Source organism: Hydrogenophaga sp. L76, assembly GCF_057654755.1.
Map to the genome: position 1 here is coordinate 3,580,029 of NZ_CM172807.1, position 16,909 is coordinate 3,596,937.

Here is a 16,909-nt window from a genome sequence, read left to right on the forward strand (position 1 = left end):
GCCGCAGGGGTGGGTCACGTTCAGTCGGCGAACTGGCCGGCGGCGTCGATGGCGGTCTTGAGCTTGGTGATCTCGCCAGCGACAAAAGCCTTGTGGCCTGCGGGGGTCACGCGGGCGTCGTTCACGACCACGGCGCCCAGGGCCTCCTGCCGCTTGATGAACTCGGGGTCTTTCAGGGCGGCCTGCAGCGCGTCGTTGAGCTTCTTGGTCACGTCGGGCGGCGTGCCCTTCGGGGCGTACAAGGCGTGCCAGATGGTCAGGTTGAAGCCCTTGAGGCCCATCTCCTGCAGCGATGGGTAGTCCTTGAGCAGCTTGTGGCCCGACAGCGACTTGGCCGTGGTGACGGCAAAAGCCTTGACGCGGCCGGCTTCGATCTGGCTCGTGGTGTTGGTGGTCTGGTCGCACATCACGTCGACCTGACCGCCGATCAGGTCGTTCATGGCCGGGCCGGTGCCGCGGTAGGCGATCGTGGTCATGGACTTGTCGAGCTTGACGGCCGACTGCCACATCAGGCCACACAGGTGCGAAGCCGAACCCAGACCGGCGTGGGCCAGGTTGAGCTTGCCGCCGTTGGCCTTGATGTAGTTCTCGAAGTCGCGGTAGGTGTTGGCGGGCAGCTTGGGCGCGCCCAGCAGGGTCATGGGCACGTCGTTGATCATGCCCAGGTATTCAAAGTCTTCCAGCGGCTTGAACTGCTGCTTGCGGTACAGGCTGGTGGTGGCTGCCATGCCGATGTGCCAGACCAGCAGGGTGTGGCCGTCGGGCGTGGCGCGAGCGACCTTGGTGGCACCGATCGTGCCACCGGCTCCGGCGGCGTTCTCCACCACGATGTTGGCGCCACCCATGGGCTTGCGCAAGGCTTCGGCGAGGTGGCGGGCCACCAGATCGGTCGGGCCGCCGGCGGCGAAGGGCACCACCAGCGTGATGGGCTTGCTGGGGAAGGCCTGGGCAAAAGCACCGCTGGCAACAGCAGCGGTCAGCGCGAAGGCAAGCATCTTTTTCATCGTTACATCCTTGGGGTTGATCAACCCGATCATGGTAGCCCCGCAATACGGGCCGAAAATCGCGGAAAGTACTTAGCCTGGGCTCTGGGGTAAACCCGGGCTTTCCCCGAGGGAGGCACGGGTGTTCACTGGTAGCTGCGTGCGTCCTCGATCACTTTGCCGTCGTTGGGCAGGCTGCCCGGGCGCACCACCTGCACCTGGCCGCGCAGCTTGGTCACCTCGCGGATAGCGGCTTCCAGCTGCTCGCGCAGGCTGTCGTTCACCTCCACGGCTTCGACCTGCAGGCACATCTGGTCGTTGGCCATTTCACCGCTGACCACCAGCCGGGCTTTCTGAACCTGCGGAAAGCGGCGCGTGATCTCGGCCACCTGCGAGGGGTGCACAAACATGCCCTTGATCTTGGTGGTCTGGTCGGCGCGACCCATCCAGCCCTTGATGCGCGGCGCGGTGCGACCGGTGGGGCAGGTGCCGATCAAGATCGCCGACAGGTCGCCGGTGCCAAAACGGATCAGCGGGTAAGCCGGGTTGAGCGAAGTCACCACCAGCTCACCCACCTCGCCGTCGGACACGGGTGTGCCGGTGCCCGGGCGCACGATCTCCACGATCACGCCTTCATCGAGCACCAGGCCTTCGCGTGCCTGCGTCTCGTAGGCCACCAGTCCCAGGTCGGCGGTGGCGTAAGTCTGGTACACGTCCACGCCCTGCTCCTTGAACCAGGCGGTCAGGCTCGGCGGGCAGGCTTCGCCGCCGACCGAGGCCTTGGTCAGGCTGCGGATGTCGAAGCCGCCTTCTTTGGCCTTTTCCAGCAGGATGCGCAGGAAGCTCGGTGTGCCGGTGTAGGCATCGGGCTTGAGGTCCACCATCGCTTCGAGCTGTTGCTCGGTCTGGCCGGTGCCGGCCGGGAACACGGTGCAGCCCACCGCGTGCGCGCCCGACTCCAGGATGAACGCGCCCGGTGTCATGTGGTAGCTGAAGCTGTTGTGCACCAGCTCGCCAGAGCGAAAGCCCGCGGCGAACAACGCGCGGCCCGCGCGCCAGTAATCCCGGGTGGCGCCTTCGGGTTCGTAGATCGGACCCGGCGACGCGAAGACCCGCGACATGGCCGGGCCCCGCACCAGCGCCGAGAAGCCGCCAAAGACATCGTGCTGCCGCTTGGCTTTCTGGCGCTCCAGCAGCTCGCTCTTGCGCGTGACGGGAATGCGGGTGAGCGCGGCGCGGCTGTTGATGGCCGAGACGTCGATGTCGCGCAGGATGTCGGCGAACGCCGCGCTGTTCTGTTTGGCGTGGGCCAGCTGGCCGGGCAGTGCGGCCATCTGAGCGGCTTCACGCTGATCAGGGGAGCGTGTTTCCAGAGCGTCGAAGAAGTCGGTCATGTCAAGAACCACAAAAGGTGGAAAGAGGTGTCTCAAACCGGGAACGCGGTGGAACCGGCTTCGCCGGGCCACTCGCGTTGCCCCCTTGAGGGGGTGACGCCGAAGGCGGCGCGGGGGTGTATCACAAGTGTTGCGGCGCGGGGGGGGGGTCATCAAGCGAGCCAACGCTTCCTGCGCTTGTAGCTCTTCACGTCCTTGAACGACTTGCGTTCGCCACCGCCCATGCCGAGGTAGAACTCTTTCACGTCTTCGTTGTTGCGCAGGTCCGAGGCCAGTCCGTCCATCACGATGCGGCCGCTTTCCATGATGTAGCCGTAGTCGGCGTACTTCAGCGCCATGTTGGTGTTCTGCTCGGCCAGCAGGAAGGTGACTTTTTCCTTGGTGTTGAGGTCCTTCACGATCTCGAACACCTCTTCCACGATCTGCGGCGCCAGACCCATCGAGGGTTCGTCCAGCAGCACCACGCTGGGGTTGGCCATCAGCGCGCGGCCGATGGCGCACATCTGCTGCTCGCCGCCCGAGGTGTAGGCCGCCTGCGAGGTGCGGCGTGTCTTCAGGCGCGGGAAGTAGTTGTAGACCTTCTCCAGGTTGCGCGCGATCTCCGCCTTGTCGGTGCGGGTGTACGAACCGGTCATCAGGTTTTCTTCGATCGTCAGGTGGGCGAAGCAGTGGCGCCCCTCCATCACCTGCACCACACCGCGGTTCACCAGATCGGCGGGCGTGAGGTTTTCAATGCGCTCGCCGCGCAGCTCCACGCTGCCCTTGGTGACCTCGCCGCGCTCGGCCTTGAGCAGGTTGGAGATGGCGCGCAGCGTGGTGGTCTTGCCCGCACCATTGCCACCGAGCAGCGCCGCGATCTTGCCTTCCGGCACGTTGAGCGACACGCCCTTGAGCACGAGGATCACGTGGTTGTAGATGACCTCGATGCCGTTGACGTTGAGAACGATGTTGGGAGTCGTCATGGTGTGTTCCTTGGGAGCCATTCACAAGACGCGGCATGCCGGTCTTGTGGATGGCGGCTGGCGAACCAGCCGCTATCACGTTTCAACCCATCCGCCGCGAGCGAAGTGATGCCATTCGAGGATGCCGCCGGTCCGGCTTTGCCGGACGGCTGGCATCGCCCCCTTGAGGGGGTCGCGCGGAGCGCGGCGGGGGTGGGTCAATCTCTGCGGCGGGGGGTGTACTTAGCTCTGGCAGTCGGCGCCAGTGCGGCGAGTCAGCTTCTTCTCGGCGGCGTACTTGTCGGCGGCGGCCTTGACCATGGGCTTGATGATCTGTTCATCGGCCTGGTACCAGTCGCTGCTGAACTGCCACTTGCTGCCGTCCCAGGTGTGGATACGGGCCCAGTTGGCGCCCATGTGGTCCTGGCAGCTGGTAGAGATCGGACGCAGCACGCCCTTGAAGCCCAGCGCGTCGAGCTTGGCCTGCGTCAGGTTCAGGTTCTCGTAGCCCCAGCGAGCCTGCTCACCGGTGATGACCTTGCCTTTGCCGTACTTCTCCTGGGCCTGGCGCACGCCTTCGACGGCGAACATGGCGCTGAAGAGGCCGCGCATGTACAGCACGTCGCCCACTTCTTCCTTCGGACCGGTGCCCTGGCCTTTGGCGTGCAGCTTCTCCAGCACTTCCTTGACGACATCGGAGCCCTTCTCGGCGCCATGTTGCATGGTGATGGCGTTGTAGCCCTTGGCACCCATGCCGACGTCCTTCACATCGGGCTCAGCGCCGGCCCACCACACGCCATAGATCTTTTCGCGCGGGTAGCCGGTGGCCTGGGCTTCCTTGAGCAGGGTGGAGTTCATCACGCCCCAGCCCCAGTTGACCACGTAGTCCGGGCGGCTCTGGCGGATCTGCAGCCAGGTGGACTTCTGCTCCACACCCGGGTGTGTCACGGGCAGAAGGGTCAGCTTGTAGCCGTGCATGGCGGCCCGTTCCTGCAGGATGGGGATGGCTTCCTTGCCGAACGGGCTGTCGTGGTAGACCAGCGCAATGTGCTTGCCCTTGAGGTTGGCCACGCCGCCCAGCTTCTTGGCGATGTCCTGGATGATCACGTCGCCTGCCACCCAGTAGGTGCCGGCCAGCGGGAAGTTCCACTTGAACACGCCGCCGTCGGCCGATTCACTGCGGCCATAGCCGGCGGTGATCAGGGGGATCTTGTCGTTCGGGGCCTTCTCGGTCAGCGCGAAGGTGATGCCGGTGGACAGCGGCTGGAACACCGTGGCGCCCTTGCCTTTCAGACGCTCGTAGCACTCCACGCCGCGGTCGGTGGCGTAGCCGGTTTCGCACTCTTCGTACGACAGCTTCACGCCGTTGACGCCGCCGCGGGCGTTCACCAGCTTGAGGTAGTCCACATAGCCGTTGGCGAAGGGCACGCCGTTGGGCGCGTAGGCACCGGTGCGGTACACCAGCACCGGGAAAAACTGCTCTTTGGCCTGGGCCATGGCAGCGGTGGAGACCAGCGCACCCGAGAGGGCGGCACAGGCCATGGACACAGAGAGAGCAAGGTTACGCAGCTTCATTTCGTTTGTCTCCTAAGGAAAAACCAACACACAAAAAACCAACCCGAGGGCCTGTCAGTTCACTCCGCCCGCAGCGCGGGCGCATCGGGCTTTTCCCCATCGGGATTCACCCTGACACACCGCCCACCACGACCGTGCGGACATCAGTGCGGGAAAGGCCACAACCGCAACTTCTGTTTGCCGATACTCCAGAGCTTGGCCAGACCGTGGGGTTCCACGATCAGGAACCAGACGATCAGCGCGCCGAAGACCATGAACTCCGTGTGCGATATCCCGGCGGTGGAAATCTCCACGCCGAACAGCGCGCCCAGGGCGGGCAGGAACTGATTCAGGAAGATGGGCAGCACCACAATGAAGGCTGCGCCGAAGAAGCTGCCCATGATGGAACCCATGCCACCGATGATCACCATGAACAGCAGCTGGAACGAGCGGTCGATGGAGAACGCGGCAGGCTCCCACGAACTCAGGTGCACGAAGCCCCAGAGGCCTCCGGCCACGCCGATGATGAAAGAGCTGACGGCGAACGCGCTGAGCTTGGCGTACATCGGGCGAATGCCGATCACCGCGGCGGCCACGTCCATATCGCGGATCGCCATCCACTCGCGACCGATGGCCGAGCGCACCAGGTTCTTGGCCAGCAGGCCGAACACCACCAGGAAGGCCAGGCAGAAGATGTATTTCTGCAAGGGCGTCTGGATCGAGAAGCCAAATACCTGCAGGTTGGACACCGAGACCGAGCCCGATGCGTTGTTGTTGGTGAACCAGCCGATGCGCAGGAAGGCCCAGTCGCAGAAGAACTGCGCCGCCAGCGTGGCCACCGCGAGGTAGAGGCCTTTCACCCGCAAGCTGGGGATGCCGAAGAACATGCCCACCAGCGTGGCGAAGAAACCGCCCGAGAGCAGGGCGATGATCAGCGGCATGCCTTCCACGCGGATGTAGGTGTTGTAGGCCATGTAGGCGCCCACCGCCATGAAGGCGCCCGAGCCCAGCGAGATCTGCCCGCAATAGCCCACCAGAATGTTCACGCCCAGCGCGGCCAGCGCCAGGATCAGGAACGGGATCAGGATGGCTCGGAACATGTATTCGTCGGCCAGCAGCGGCACGCCGACGAAGGCGAACGCGATCAGGGCGAGGATGGCCCAGCGGTCCTGCGCGATCGGGAAGATCTGCTGGTCGGTGCGGTAGGAGGTCTTGAATTGACCGTTTTCACGATAGAACATGTTTTTCTTCCTTACACGCGGTCAATGATCTTTTCACCAAAGAGGCCCTGCGGCCGGAACAGCAGGAACACCAGCGCCAGCACATACGCAAACCAGATCTCGATGCCGCCACCCACATAGGGTCCGAGGTAGACCTCGGAGAGCTTCTCGCCCACACCGATGATCAGGCCGCCGATGATGGCGCCGGGCACCGAAGTGAGGCCGCCCAGGATGATCACGGGCAGGGCGCGCAGGGCCACCGTGGTGAGCGAGAACTGCACGCCCATCTTGGAGCCCCAGATGATCCCGGCCACCAGCGCGGTGATCCCGGCCACGAACCAGACGATGACCCAGATGCGGTTGAGCGGAATGCCGATGGACTGCGCCGCCTGGTGGTCGTCGGCCACGGCGCGCAGCGCGCGGCCGGTGCTGGTCTTCTGGAAGAACAGCGACAGCACCACCACCAGCAAGGCCGCCACGCAGGCCGCATACACGTCTTCCAGGTTCACCAGCACGCCGCCTTCGAACATGCCTTCAAGCAGGAAGATGGGGTCCTTGGGCATGCCGACGTCGATCTGGTAGATGTCGCTGCCGAAGATGGTCTGGCCCAGACCGTCGAGGAAGTAGGTGATGCCCAGCGTGGCCATCAGCAGCGTCACGCCTTCCTGGTTGACCAGGTGGCGCAGCACCAGCCGTTCGATCAGCCAGGCCAGCACGAACATGCAGGCCGCCGCGACGGCAAAGGCGAGCACGTTGCCGAGGAACTTGTTGTCCAAGCCCAGCCACTCGGGGATCCATTGCGAGAAGCGGGCCATGGCCAGCGCGGCGAACAGCACCATGGCGCCCTGCGCGAAGTTGAAAACGCCCGAAGCCTTGTAAATCAGCACGAAGCCGAGCGCCACCAGCGAATACAGCATGCCGGCCATCAATCCGCCGAGCAGTGTTTCAAGAAAGAATGCCATCTTGTTGTCTCCGTGTTCAGTGGCTCGTACCGAGGTACGCGCTGATGACTTCTTCGTTGTTGCGCACTTCTTCGGGCGTGCCGTCGCCGATCTTCTTGCCGTAGTCGAGCACCACCACGCGGTCGCTGATGTCCATCACCACGCCCATGTCGTGTTCGATCAGCACGATGGTGGTTCCGAACTCGTCGTTCACGTCGAGGATGAAACGGCTCATGTCCTGTTTCTCTTCCAGGTTCATGCCGGCCATGGGTTCGTCGAGCAGCAGCACCTGCGGTTCCATCGCCAGCGCGCGGCCCAGATCCACGCGCTTTTGCAGGCCGTAGGGCAGCTGGCCCACGGGGGTCTTGCGGAAGGCCTGGATTTCCAGAAAGTCGATGATGTGTTCGACGAACTCGCGGTGCTGTTCTTCTTCGCGCTGGGCGGGGCCGATTCGCAGCGCCTGCAGGAACAGGTTGCTCTTGATGCGCAGGTTGCGGCCGGTCATGATGTTGTCGATCACGCTCATGCCCTTGAACAGCGCCAGGTTCTGGAAGGTGCGGGCGATGCCCATCTCGGCCACCTGCCGGCTGTTCATGTGCTTGAAGGTCTGGCCGCGGAAGCTGATGCTGCCTTCCTGTGGCTGGTACACGCCGTTGATGCAGTTGAGCATGGAGCTCTTGCCGGCGCCGTTGGGTCCGATGATGGCGCGCACCTCGTGCTCCTTCACGTTGAAGGAAATGTCGGTCAGCGCCTTCACGCCGCCGAAGCGCAGGCTGATGTTCTGGACGTCGAGGATGACGTCGCCTATCTTTTTCTGGCTCATGCTGCGGCTTTCACGGGTGCAAACGTCTTGGCATCGCGCACCTGGAGCGTGGCGCTCACGCTGCCGGTGCGACCGTCTTCAAACTTCACCTGGGTTTCGATGTACTGCTCGGTCTTGCCGCTGTACAGGGCGTCGATCAGCACGCTGTATTTGTCGGCGATGAAGCCGCGGCGGACCTTGTTGGTGCGGGTCAGTTCGCCGTCGTCGGCGTCCAGTTCCTTGTGCAGCACCAGGAAGCGGCTGATCTGGCTGCCGGCCAGCAGTTCGTCGCGGCTCAGGTCGGCGTTGACCTTTTCCACGCACTCGCGGATCAGCTCGTACACCTCGGGCTTCTGGGCCAGGTCGGTGTAGCCGGCGTAGGGCAGGTTGCGGCGCTCGGCCCAGTTGCCCACGGCCTCGAAGTCGATGTTGACCATCACGCAGACCTGGTCGCGCTGGTCGCCATAGGCCACGACTTCCTTGATCTGCGAGAAGAACTTGAGCTTGTTCTCCACGTACTTCGGCGCGAACATGGCGCCGTCGTTGGCGCCGCCCTTGATGCGGCCGACGTCTTTCACGCGGTCGATGATCTTCAGGTGGCCCGAGGCGTCGATGAAGCCCGCGTCGCTGGTGTGGTACCAGCCGTCGGCGCTGAGCACCTCGGCCGTGGCCGCCGGGTTCTTGTAGTACTCCTTGAGCAGGCCGGGCGACTTCACCAGGATCTCGCCGGTGTCGCTGAGCTTGATCTCCACACCCTCGCAGGGCACGCCCACGGTGTCGGCGCGCGCTTCGTGGTCGGGCTGCAGGCAGACGAACACGGCGGTCTCGGTGGAGCCGTAGAGCTGCTTGAGGTTGATGCCGATGGAGCGGTAGAAGCTGAACAGATCGGGACCGATGGCTTCTCCGGCCGTGTAGGCCACACGCACGCGGGACAGGCCCAGGCTGTTGCGCAACGGGCCGTACACAAAGAGGTTGCCCAGCGCGTACTTGAGGCCGTCCATGAAGCCGATGGACTTGCCGTCCATCCTGGTCGGGCCGACGCGGCGCGCCACGTCCATGAAGGCGTGGAACATCTTGCGTTTTAGCGTGCCCGCGTCTTCCATGCGGATCATCACGGTGGTGAGCAGGCCCTCGAACACGCGCGGCGGTGCGAAGTAATACGTCGGGCCGACTTCTTTCAGGTCGATGGTCACGGTGGCGCCCGATTCCGGGCAGTTCACCACGTAGCCCGCCACCAGCCACTGCGCATAGCTGAAGATGTTCTGCCCGATCCACGCGGGCGGCAGGTAGGCCAGCACCTCGTCGTTTTCGGTCAGCTTGTCGAACCGGGCGCCCACGGCGGCGCGGTCGATCAGCGTGTTGTGGGTGTGCACCACGCCCTTGGGGTTGCCGGTGGTGCCGGAGGTGAAGAACATCGCAGCCACGTCGTCGGGCTGCGCCATCTCCACCTGTTCGATGAACAGCTGGGTGTGGATCTTCGCAAACGCCTGACCCGCGCCGATCAGTTCTTCCAGCGCGCCCAGGCCGGGCTGGTCGTAGTTGCGCAGGCCGCGCGGATCGTCGTAGTAGATGTGCGAGAGCTGCGGGCAGCGGTCGCGGATTTCGAGCATCTTGTCGACCTGCTCCTGGTCTTCCACCACCGCGAAGCGCACATCGGCGTTGTTGATCGGGAACACGCATTCGGCGCCCACCGCGTCCTGGTAGAGCGGCACCGGGATCGCGCCCAGCGACTGCGCGGCCAGCATCGTGGCGTAGAGCCGGGGGCGGTTGGCGCCGATCACCACCATGTGTTCGCCGCGCTGCAGGCCGGCCTGGTGCAGGCCGCAGGCCACCGCTTCCACCAGCTGCGCCATGTCGGCCCAGGTGGTGGTTTGCCAGATGCCGTATTCCTTCTCGCGCATGGCCGCCGCTGTGGGGCGGCTTTTCGCGTGTTCCAGCAAGAGCCGGGGGAAAGTCGTTTGCATGGACAGGTCTCCAGATGCGGTGCGGGCGGGGGTGTTGGTCTGGGTTCGTTCAGACACACCCGTTCAAATCATTCTGGTGCGGATGGTAGGCACATGTTTGACGTTATGTTGTCCGTGCGACGACAATTGAAGGGTCTGCCCTCCTAGGACTTTCCCTAGTTCGTTGTACTGGCCATGAGCAACTCCACCCCCAGCCGGACCGGATCCCAGTTGCGGGAGCGCGCCCGCACGCCCACCGTGCAGGAGCTGTCGCAAATTCCCTGGCTGCAGGCTTTGACCGAAGGCGAGCGTGTGCGGGCCGAAGACGCGCTTGTCGTGAGCGAAGCGCAGTCGGGCGACTTCATCTGCCGCATTGGCCGACCCGTCACTTACTGGTTTGGTCTGGTCGATGGCCTGCTCAAGATGAGCAACGACGACTCCCAAGGCCCCGTGATCACCTTCACCGGCGTGGCGCCCGGTGGCTGGTTCGGCGAAGGCACAGTGCTCAAGCACGAGCACTACCGCTACAACATCCAGGCCCTGCGCAAAAGCCGCGTGGCCGGCCTGCCGGTCGAAACATTTGACTGGCTGCTTGACCACTCGCTCGGCTTCAACCGCTTCGTGATGCACCAGCTCAACGAACGGCTCGGCCAGTTCATCGCCGCGCGAGAAATCGACCGCCTGAACAACCCCGACCTGCGCGTGGCGCGCAACCTCGCAGCCCTGTTCCACCCGCTGCTCTCGCCCAACGTGGGCGGCATCCTGCGCATCACCCAGCAAGAGCTGGCCTACCTGGTCGGACTGTCACGCCAGCGCGTCAACGAAGCCCTGTCCACGCTCACGGCCAAGGGCTGGATCCGGGTGGAATACGGGGGTGTGCGGGTGCTGGATCTGCAGTCGTTGCGCTCGGGCGCGCTGGATGCCCCGACCGACTGACGGACTGCGTGTTCTGCGTGGTTGTGATCTGGGATGATCCCCCCATGACCACCGACAAAAAGCCCAGCACGCTCAAGCTCAATCCGGGCGCTGCCAAGAAGACCCCGGCCGACCCGTTCGCGCCGCGCCGCGCCCCCGTGCGCCCGCCCGGCCCGGCCCGCGCCAAGAGCGTCTCAGCCTCAGCCCCCAAACCGCCTCGTGAGCCCTCGCCCGGCTACGGCGCCAAACGTTCTGGCCCCGAAGGCGAACGCGCCGAGCGCCCGCGCTACGGCGCTGACCGCCCGGGCAGCGACCGGCCCACGGGCCCTCGCCCCACCGGTGACCGCCCGCGCTCCGGCCCCGGAGCCGGCCCGCGCGGTGACGACCGCGGCTGGAGCGAGCGCCCGGCGCCGCGCCGCGCCGATCCGCGCGACGCGCCTTACGGCACTGGCGACCGTCCGCAACGTGCGCCCTCCGCCGCACCGCGTCCGGCGCAACCCCACCGGCCCGACCTCGCCCGCGTCGGCAATGTGCGCGGTGAAATCCGCCTCAACAAACGCATGGCCGACCTCGGCCTGTGTTCCCGCCGCGAGGCCGACGAATGGATCGCGCGCGGCTGGGTGCTGGTCAACGGCGAACCCGCCGTCATGGGCATGCCCGTGGCGCCCGACGCCAAAGTAGAAGTGCTGCCGCAGGCGCGTCACCAGCAGGCGGGCCAAGTCACCATCCTGCTGCACAAGCCCATGGGCTACGTGAGCGGCCAGCCCGAAGATGGTCACGAAGCCGCCGCCACGCTCATCGGCGCGCCCAGCCAGTGGCGCGGCGACGCCCGCCATCCGGCGGACGGCCGCCGCTTCGCCCCCGAACACACCCGCGGCCTCGCGCCCTGCGGCCGGCTCGACATCGACTCTGTCGGCCTGCTCGTGCTTACGCAGGACGGCCGCATCGCGCGCCAGCTCATCGGCGAGAACAGCGGCATCGAAAAGGAATACCTGGTGCGCGTGCACTACGCGCCCAACGGCCCGCACGGCGCGGGCGTGGTCACGCAAGACGTGCAGGCCGTCTTCCCGGCGGACAAACTCGCCCTGTTGCGCCACGGCCTGAGCCTGGACGACCAGCCCTTGAAGCCCGCCCAGGTGGACTGGATGAACCCCGAGCAGCTGCGCTTCATCCTCAAGGAGGGCAAGAAGCGCCAGATCCGCCGCATGTGCGAACAGGTCGGCCTGCACGTGGTGGGGCTCAAACGCATCCGCATCGGCAATGTGGTGCTGGGCAATCTGCCGGTGGGGCAGTGGCGGTATCTGGGGGCGGGGGAGAGTTTCTGAGCACCTGAACAGCGGCATTGAAATGGGCGGTCATTTGAAACGAACTTCCTATGAGTTTCGGTCCAGTTCAAGGACGCATGGTTGATCTGGCTTCAGTGCCGGAACAGTTTCCAACTCACAGGCACGAGGCAGCCTTCCGGGAAAGCCTTGGTCGTGCTGTTGCGACGTTTCTAACCCTTGGCACCATTGGTTGGACGTGCCTGCCGTCGCTCCATGGCCCCGGCCACAATGCCCCATGACCGCTCCCACACCACCCAACACCCCCAAACGCGCCGTGTTGCGACATGTGCGCCCATCGGACCTGAAGGCCGCGGCGCAGCTGATCATGCAGGCGACGCAGGGCGCGATCAACATCACTGAGGGGGTGCACCAGTCGGTGCGACGGCGGCTGGGATTGTCGAACGGAGCTTCCGCTGAGCAGGCCGGCGGACTGACCGGGCAGGTGTACCAGGCGGTGCGCGGTGTGACCCGGCTGGTGGGCCGCGGCACGGACACCGTGCTGGGCCTGTTGCTGCCGCTGCTGGACGACCCTGCCACGCACCCCGAGGCATCGCCTGGGCGTGAAGCGGTGCTGGCGGCGCTGAACGGCGTGGTGGGCGACAAGCTGCTGGCCATGGACAACCCGCTGGCGCAGCCGATGGAGCTGCGCTTTGATGGCGCGCCGTTGTCGCTGGGCGGGGCCGAGGCGCTGGCCGCTTCGCTGGGCACGGCGACGGGTCCGCACCTGCTCCTGCTGGCCCATGGCCTGTGCATGAGCGACACGCAATGGCGCCGCAGCGGCCACGACCATGGTGAGTTTCTGGCGCAGGCGCTGGACTGTACGCCGGTGTACCTGCGCTACAACTCGGGGCTGCACACTTCCACCAACGGGCACCAGCTGGCGTTGTTGCTGGAACGGCTGGTGGCGGCCTGGCCGGTGCCGCTGGCGCGAATCACCATCGTGGGCCACAGCATGGGCGGGCTGGTGGCGCGCTCCGCGGTGCAGGCCGCGCGCGAGGCGGGCCAACGCTGGCCGGGGCTGCTGCGTGAACTGGTGTTTCTGGGCACGCCGCACCACGGCGCCCCGCTGGAGCGTGCGGGCCACGGGGTGGACTTGCTGCTGGCTTCGTCGACGCACACGGCGCCGTTTGCCCGGCTGGGCAAGATCCGCAGCGCCGGCATCACCGACCTGCGGCACGGCCATGTGCTGGACGCGGACTGGCAGGGACGCGACCGGTTCGAATCGCCTGACGACCATCGCGTGCCGCTGCCGCTGCCCGAGGGCGTGGCCTGCTACGCCGTGGCCGGCACGCTGGTCGGCCAGCGCGGCCTGCTGGCCGACCGCCTCATGGGTGACGGCCTGGTGCCGCTCAACAGCGCGCTCGGACAACACGAACAAGCGGAACGCCGGCTGGTGTTTGCGCGCGGCAGCCAGTTCATCGCCTACCGCACCGGACACCTGGACCTGCTCTCCAGCCCCGATGTGGCGGCGCAGGTGCTGGCCTGGCTGCGCCCGGTGCCGCCCACAGAAGACTGAGCCTCAAGGCCGCCGTGGACCGCCCGGGGCTTGAAAACCCCCGCGCCGCCCATAATTCAGCCCAGCGTGAGCGCTCCACCGGGGCGCGTCTGTGTTTTTCAAACCCCCTCAAGACCCATGAGCAAACAAACCCTGTCTTTCCAGGCCGAGGTGGCGCAGCTGCTGCACCTCGTCACCCATTCGCTGTATTCCAACCCCGAGATCTTCCTGCGCGAGCTGGTGTCCAACGCGTCGGACGCCTGCGACAAGCTGCGCTTCGAGGGGCTGAACAACGCCGCGCTGTTCGAAGACGCGCCCAACCTGGACGTGCGCGTGGCCTTCGACAAGGACGCGAAAACCATCACCATCACCGACAACGGCATCGGCATGAGCCAGGCCGAAGCGGTGGAGCACCTGGGCACCATCGCCAAGAGCGGCACCAAGGACTTCATGAGCCACCTGAGTGGCGACCAGAAGAAGGACGCGCAACTCATCGGCCAGTTCGGCGTGGGCTTTTATTCGGGCTTCATCGTGGCCGACAGGATCACGGTCGAATCGCGCCGTGCCGGTCTGCCAGCGGCCGAAGGCGTGCGCTGGACCAGCGGCGGCACGGGCGAGTTCGAGGTGGAGACCATCGAGCGCGCCGCGCGCGGCACCACCATCACGCTGCACCTGCGCGACGACGCCGGCGAGTACCTGAGCCACTGGAAGCTCAAGTCGCTGATCACCAAGTACTCCGACCACATCAGCCTGCCGATCCTGATGCAGAAGGAAGAGTGGGATGCCGAGAAGAACGAGTACGTGCAGCACGACGAGTGGGAAGCCGCCAACTCGGCCAACGCGCTGTGGGCGCGCAGCAAGAAAGACATCTCCGACGAGCAGTACGCCGAGTTCTACAAGAACATCAGCTACGACCAGGAGGCGCCGCTGGCCTGGAGCCACAACCGCGTGGAAGGCGCCACCGAATACACGCAACTGCTCTACATCCCGGCCAAGGCGCCGATGGACCTGTGGAACCGCGACCGCAAGGCCGGCATCAAGCTCTACGTGCGCCGCGTCTTCATCATGGACGAGGCCGAGGCGCTGATGCCTTCGTACCTGCGCTGGGTCAAGGGCGTGGTCGATTCGGCCGACCTGCCGCTCAACGTGAGCCGCGAGTTGCTGCAGGAAAGCCGCGACGTGAAGGCGATCCGCGAAGGCAATACCCGCCGCGTGCTGGCCATGCTGGAAGACCTGGCGAAGAAGGACCAGTTGCCCGCCGAAAGCGCTGACGGCGTGACCGACGTGGTGTCGGACGAAGACAAGGCGCAGGCGGGCAAGTACTCGGCCTTCTACGCCGAGTTCGGCGCCGTGCTGAAAGAAGGCCTGGGCGAAGACTTCGCCAACCGCGAGAAGATCGCCAAGCTGCTGCGTTTTGCCAGCACCACCAGCGACGCGGTGAGCGTGAGCCTGGCGGACTACAAGGCGCGCATGAAAGAAGGCCAGGCCGCGATCTACTACATCACCGCCGACAGCCTCGCCGCCGCCAGGAACAGCCCCCAGCTCGAAGTGTTCAAGAAGAAGGGCATCGAGGTGCTGCTGATGGCCGACCGCGTGGACGAATGGGCCGTGTCGCACCTGCACGAGTTCGACGGCACGCCGCTGCAGAGCGTGGCCAAGGGCGCGGTTGATCTCGGCTCGCTGCAGGACGACGAAGAAAAGAAAGCCGCCGAAGCCGCGGCCGAAAGCTTCAAGCCGGTGCTGGAGAAGCTGAAGGAAGCGCTGAAGGACAAGGCCCAGGATGTGCGCGTGACCACGCGCCTGGTCGATTCCGCGGCCTGTCTGGTGGTGGGCGAGGGCGACCTCTCCAACCAGCTCGCCCGCATGCTCAAGGCCGCGGGCCAGCAGGCGCCGACCAGCCAGCCCATCCTGGAAGTGAACGCCGAGCACCCGCTGGTGAAGAAGCTGGAAGGCAGCGCGCACTTCGACGACCTGGCCCACATCCTGTTCGACCAGGCGCTGCTGGCCGAAGGCGGCCTGCCGGAAGACCCGGCCGCCTACGTGAAGCGGGTGAACGCGCTGCTGGCCTGAGTCTCGCCTTCAACGAAAACCCACCAGCACGGCCCCTTGCTGGTGGGTGGGCGTCCGGCGTCACCGGATGCTCTGACGCAACATTCCCGACGCCTGTTCAAGGCCCCCATGTACGCGACGGTGCTCTCGCCGTGCCGTTCTTTCGGGCTGTCCTTCAAAGCGCAAGCCGCCGCTACCTGTGCCCCTCTTGATCTTGGTCAAGTGCATGCTGCTGGGGTGGGTGCTCAAATCCCAAGTTGAGCACTTATTCATTCATTCTGGCGGGGACTGGCTCGCTGTCACCCAGCTGTTCGGCAGCCTCTAACCCCCTCGTCCGTGAGGAGCACCTGTTTGAACGAAGTGCGTTGTGTTTGTTCTTTTCAGGAGTTCTGAGCATGCAGCAGTGCGACTTTGGTGACCGTTTCATTTTTGATGACCCCAGGTACGAAGCCCTGGCCGCCGAAGGCGCCGCCAAATACCGGTTGGGCACACCGTTCAACCACATGGCTTTCGACAACTTCCTGCCACTGGATGTGGCCGAAGCCATGCTCGCCGAATTCCCCAAGGCGCAGGACATCGAGTGGCACAACTACAACCGTCCGGCCGAGCAGAAACTGGTCTGTGTGGACGAGACCAAGTTCGGCCCCGTCACGCGCAGCATGCTGTACCAGTTCAACTCCGCGCCTTTCCTGCGTTTCCTGGAAAAGGTCACGGGCATTGACAACATGATCTCTGACCCATCGATGCGTGGCGGTGGCCTGCACCAGACCCCCAAGGGTGGCCTGCTCAAGCTGCACGCCGACTTCAACAAGCACGACGCCAACTTCCTCGACCGCCGCATCAACGTCATCTTCTACATGAACAAGAACTGGAAGGAAGCGTACGGCGGCAGTCTGGAGCTGTGGGACCAGGAGGTCACGAAATGCGAGGTCAAGATCCTGCCCATCTTCAACCGCCTGGCGATCTTCTCGCCGACCAGCAAGACGTTTCACGGCCATCCCGACCCGCTGACCTGCCCCGATGGCGACTCGCGCAAGTCGCTCGCACTTTTCTATTACACCAACGGCCGGCCCGCCAACGAGACCAACCAGTCCCACACGACGATCTTCGCTGAGCGGCCGCACGAAAGCATCGGTGGCATGCGCTGGCGCATCTCTCAGGACTACATGCCCCCGGTGCTGTTCCGGGCGATGCGCCGCTTCCGGGAACGCCATCTGGCCAACACGATCCAGAAGCGCGGCTGACACAGCCCGCCCATTGGCATGGCCCATGCACCCTGCAAAGGGCGCATGGGCTTTTTCTTTTCGGCTCCCGGCATTTGCGCATGGAGCCCTGCGACAACGGCCG

13 protein-coding genes are annotated in these 16,909 nt (G+C 65.1%); 5 read left to right on the forward strand and 8 right to left on the reverse strand.

The window, feature by feature from the left end; all coding sequences use genetic code 11:
* Window positions 1-20: 20 nt before the first annotated feature.
* The 8 genes from AC23D4_RS17525 to AC23D4_RS17560 form a co-directional block, all read right to left on the reverse strand.
* Window positions 21-1,004: a tripartite tricarboxylate transporter substrate-binding protein gene (locus AC23D4_RS17525; protein WP_472886851.1), complete on the reverse strand. Its 984-nt coding sequence runs from the start codon at window positions 1,002-1,004 to the stop codon at window positions 21-23.
* Window positions 1,005-1,129: 125 nt separating this feature from the next.
* A complete protein-coding gene (locus AC23D4_RS17530) occupies window positions 1,130-2,377 on the reverse strand; it encodes a phenylacetate--CoA ligase family protein (protein ID WP_472886852.1) in 1,248 nt (415 codons plus the stop codon).
* A 152-nt stretch (window positions 2,378-2,529) separates the two neighbouring features.
* Complete coding sequence (locus AC23D4_RS17535) at window positions 2,530-3,339, reverse strand: ABC transporter ATP-binding protein (RefSeq protein WP_226463709.1); 810 nt, start codon at window positions 3,337-3,339, stop codon at window positions 2,530-2,532.
* A gap of 222 nt (window positions 3,340-3,561) precedes the next feature.
* Window positions 3,562-4,893, reverse strand: a complete 1,332-nt coding sequence (locus AC23D4_RS17540; RefSeq protein ID WP_472886853.1) for an ABC transporter substrate-binding protein — start codon at window positions 4,891-4,893, stop codon at window positions 3,562-3,564.
* A gap of 143 nt (window positions 4,894-5,036) precedes the next feature.
* Complete coding sequence (locus tag AC23D4_RS17545; RefSeq protein WP_472886854.1) at window positions 5,037-6,113, reverse strand: branched-chain amino acid ABC transporter permease; 1,077 nt, start codon at window positions 6,111-6,113, stop codon at window positions 5,037-5,039.
* An 11-nt stretch (window positions 6,114-6,124) separates the two neighbouring features.
* Window positions 6,125-7,054 (reverse strand): branched-chain amino acid ABC transporter permease, encoded by a 930-nt coding sequence (locus tag AC23D4_RS17550; RefSeq protein ID WP_472886855.1) that lies wholly within the window; start codon window positions 7,052-7,054, stop codon window positions 6,125-6,127.
* 16 nt (window positions 7,055-7,070) lie between these two features.
* Window positions 7,071-7,856 (reverse strand): ABC transporter ATP-binding protein, encoded by a 786-nt coding sequence (locus tag AC23D4_RS17555; protein WP_472886856.1) that lies wholly within the window; start codon window positions 7,854-7,856, stop codon window positions 7,071-7,073.
* Window positions 7,853-9,799, reverse strand: coding sequence for an AMP-dependent synthetase/ligase (locus AC23D4_RS17560; protein WP_472886857.1), 1,947 nt, complete (start codon window positions 9,797-9,799; stop codon window positions 7,853-7,855). The genes AC23D4_RS17555 and AC23D4_RS17560 overlap by 4 nt, the downstream gene beginning before the upstream one ends.
* A 174-nt stretch (window positions 9,800-9,973) precedes the next feature.
* Between AC23D4_RS17560 and AC23D4_RS17565 the strand changes: the two genes are divergently transcribed.
* The 5 genes from AC23D4_RS17565 to AC23D4_RS17585 all read left to right on the forward strand — a co-directional run bounded on the left by AC23D4_RS17565 (window position 9,974) and on the right by AC23D4_RS17585 (window position 16,806).
* Window positions 9,974-10,714, forward strand: a complete 741-nt coding sequence (locus AC23D4_RS17565) for a Crp/Fnr family transcriptional regulator (protein ID WP_472886858.1) — start codon at window positions 9,974-9,976, stop codon at window positions 10,712-10,714.
* A gap of 44 nt (window positions 10,715-10,758) precedes the next feature.
* A complete protein-coding gene (locus tag AC23D4_RS17570; protein WP_472886859.1) occupies window positions 10,759-12,018 on the forward strand; it encodes a pseudouridine synthase in 1,260 nt (419 codons plus the stop codon).
* A gap of 235 nt (window positions 12,019-12,253) precedes the next feature.
* The gene (locus AC23D4_RS17575) at window positions 12,254-13,534 is read left to right on the forward strand and encodes an esterase/lipase family protein (RefSeq protein WP_472886860.1); all 1,281 of its coding nucleotides are present in this window, start codon (window positions 12,254-12,256) and stop codon (window positions 13,532-13,534) included.
* Window positions 13,535-13,651: 117 nt separating this feature from the next.
* The gene (gene htpG / locus AC23D4_RS17580; RefSeq protein ID WP_472886861.1) at window positions 13,652-15,583 is read left to right on the forward strand and encodes a molecular chaperone HtpG; all 1,932 of its coding nucleotides are present in this window, start codon (window positions 13,652-13,654) and stop codon (window positions 15,581-15,583) included.
* Between the two features lie 374 nt (window positions 15,584-15,957).
* A complete protein-coding gene (locus AC23D4_RS17585) occupies window positions 15,958-16,806 on the forward strand; it encodes a 2OG-Fe(II) oxygenase (RefSeq protein ID WP_472886862.1) in 849 nt (282 codons plus the stop codon).
* Window positions 16,807-16,909: the final 103 nt, after the last annotated feature.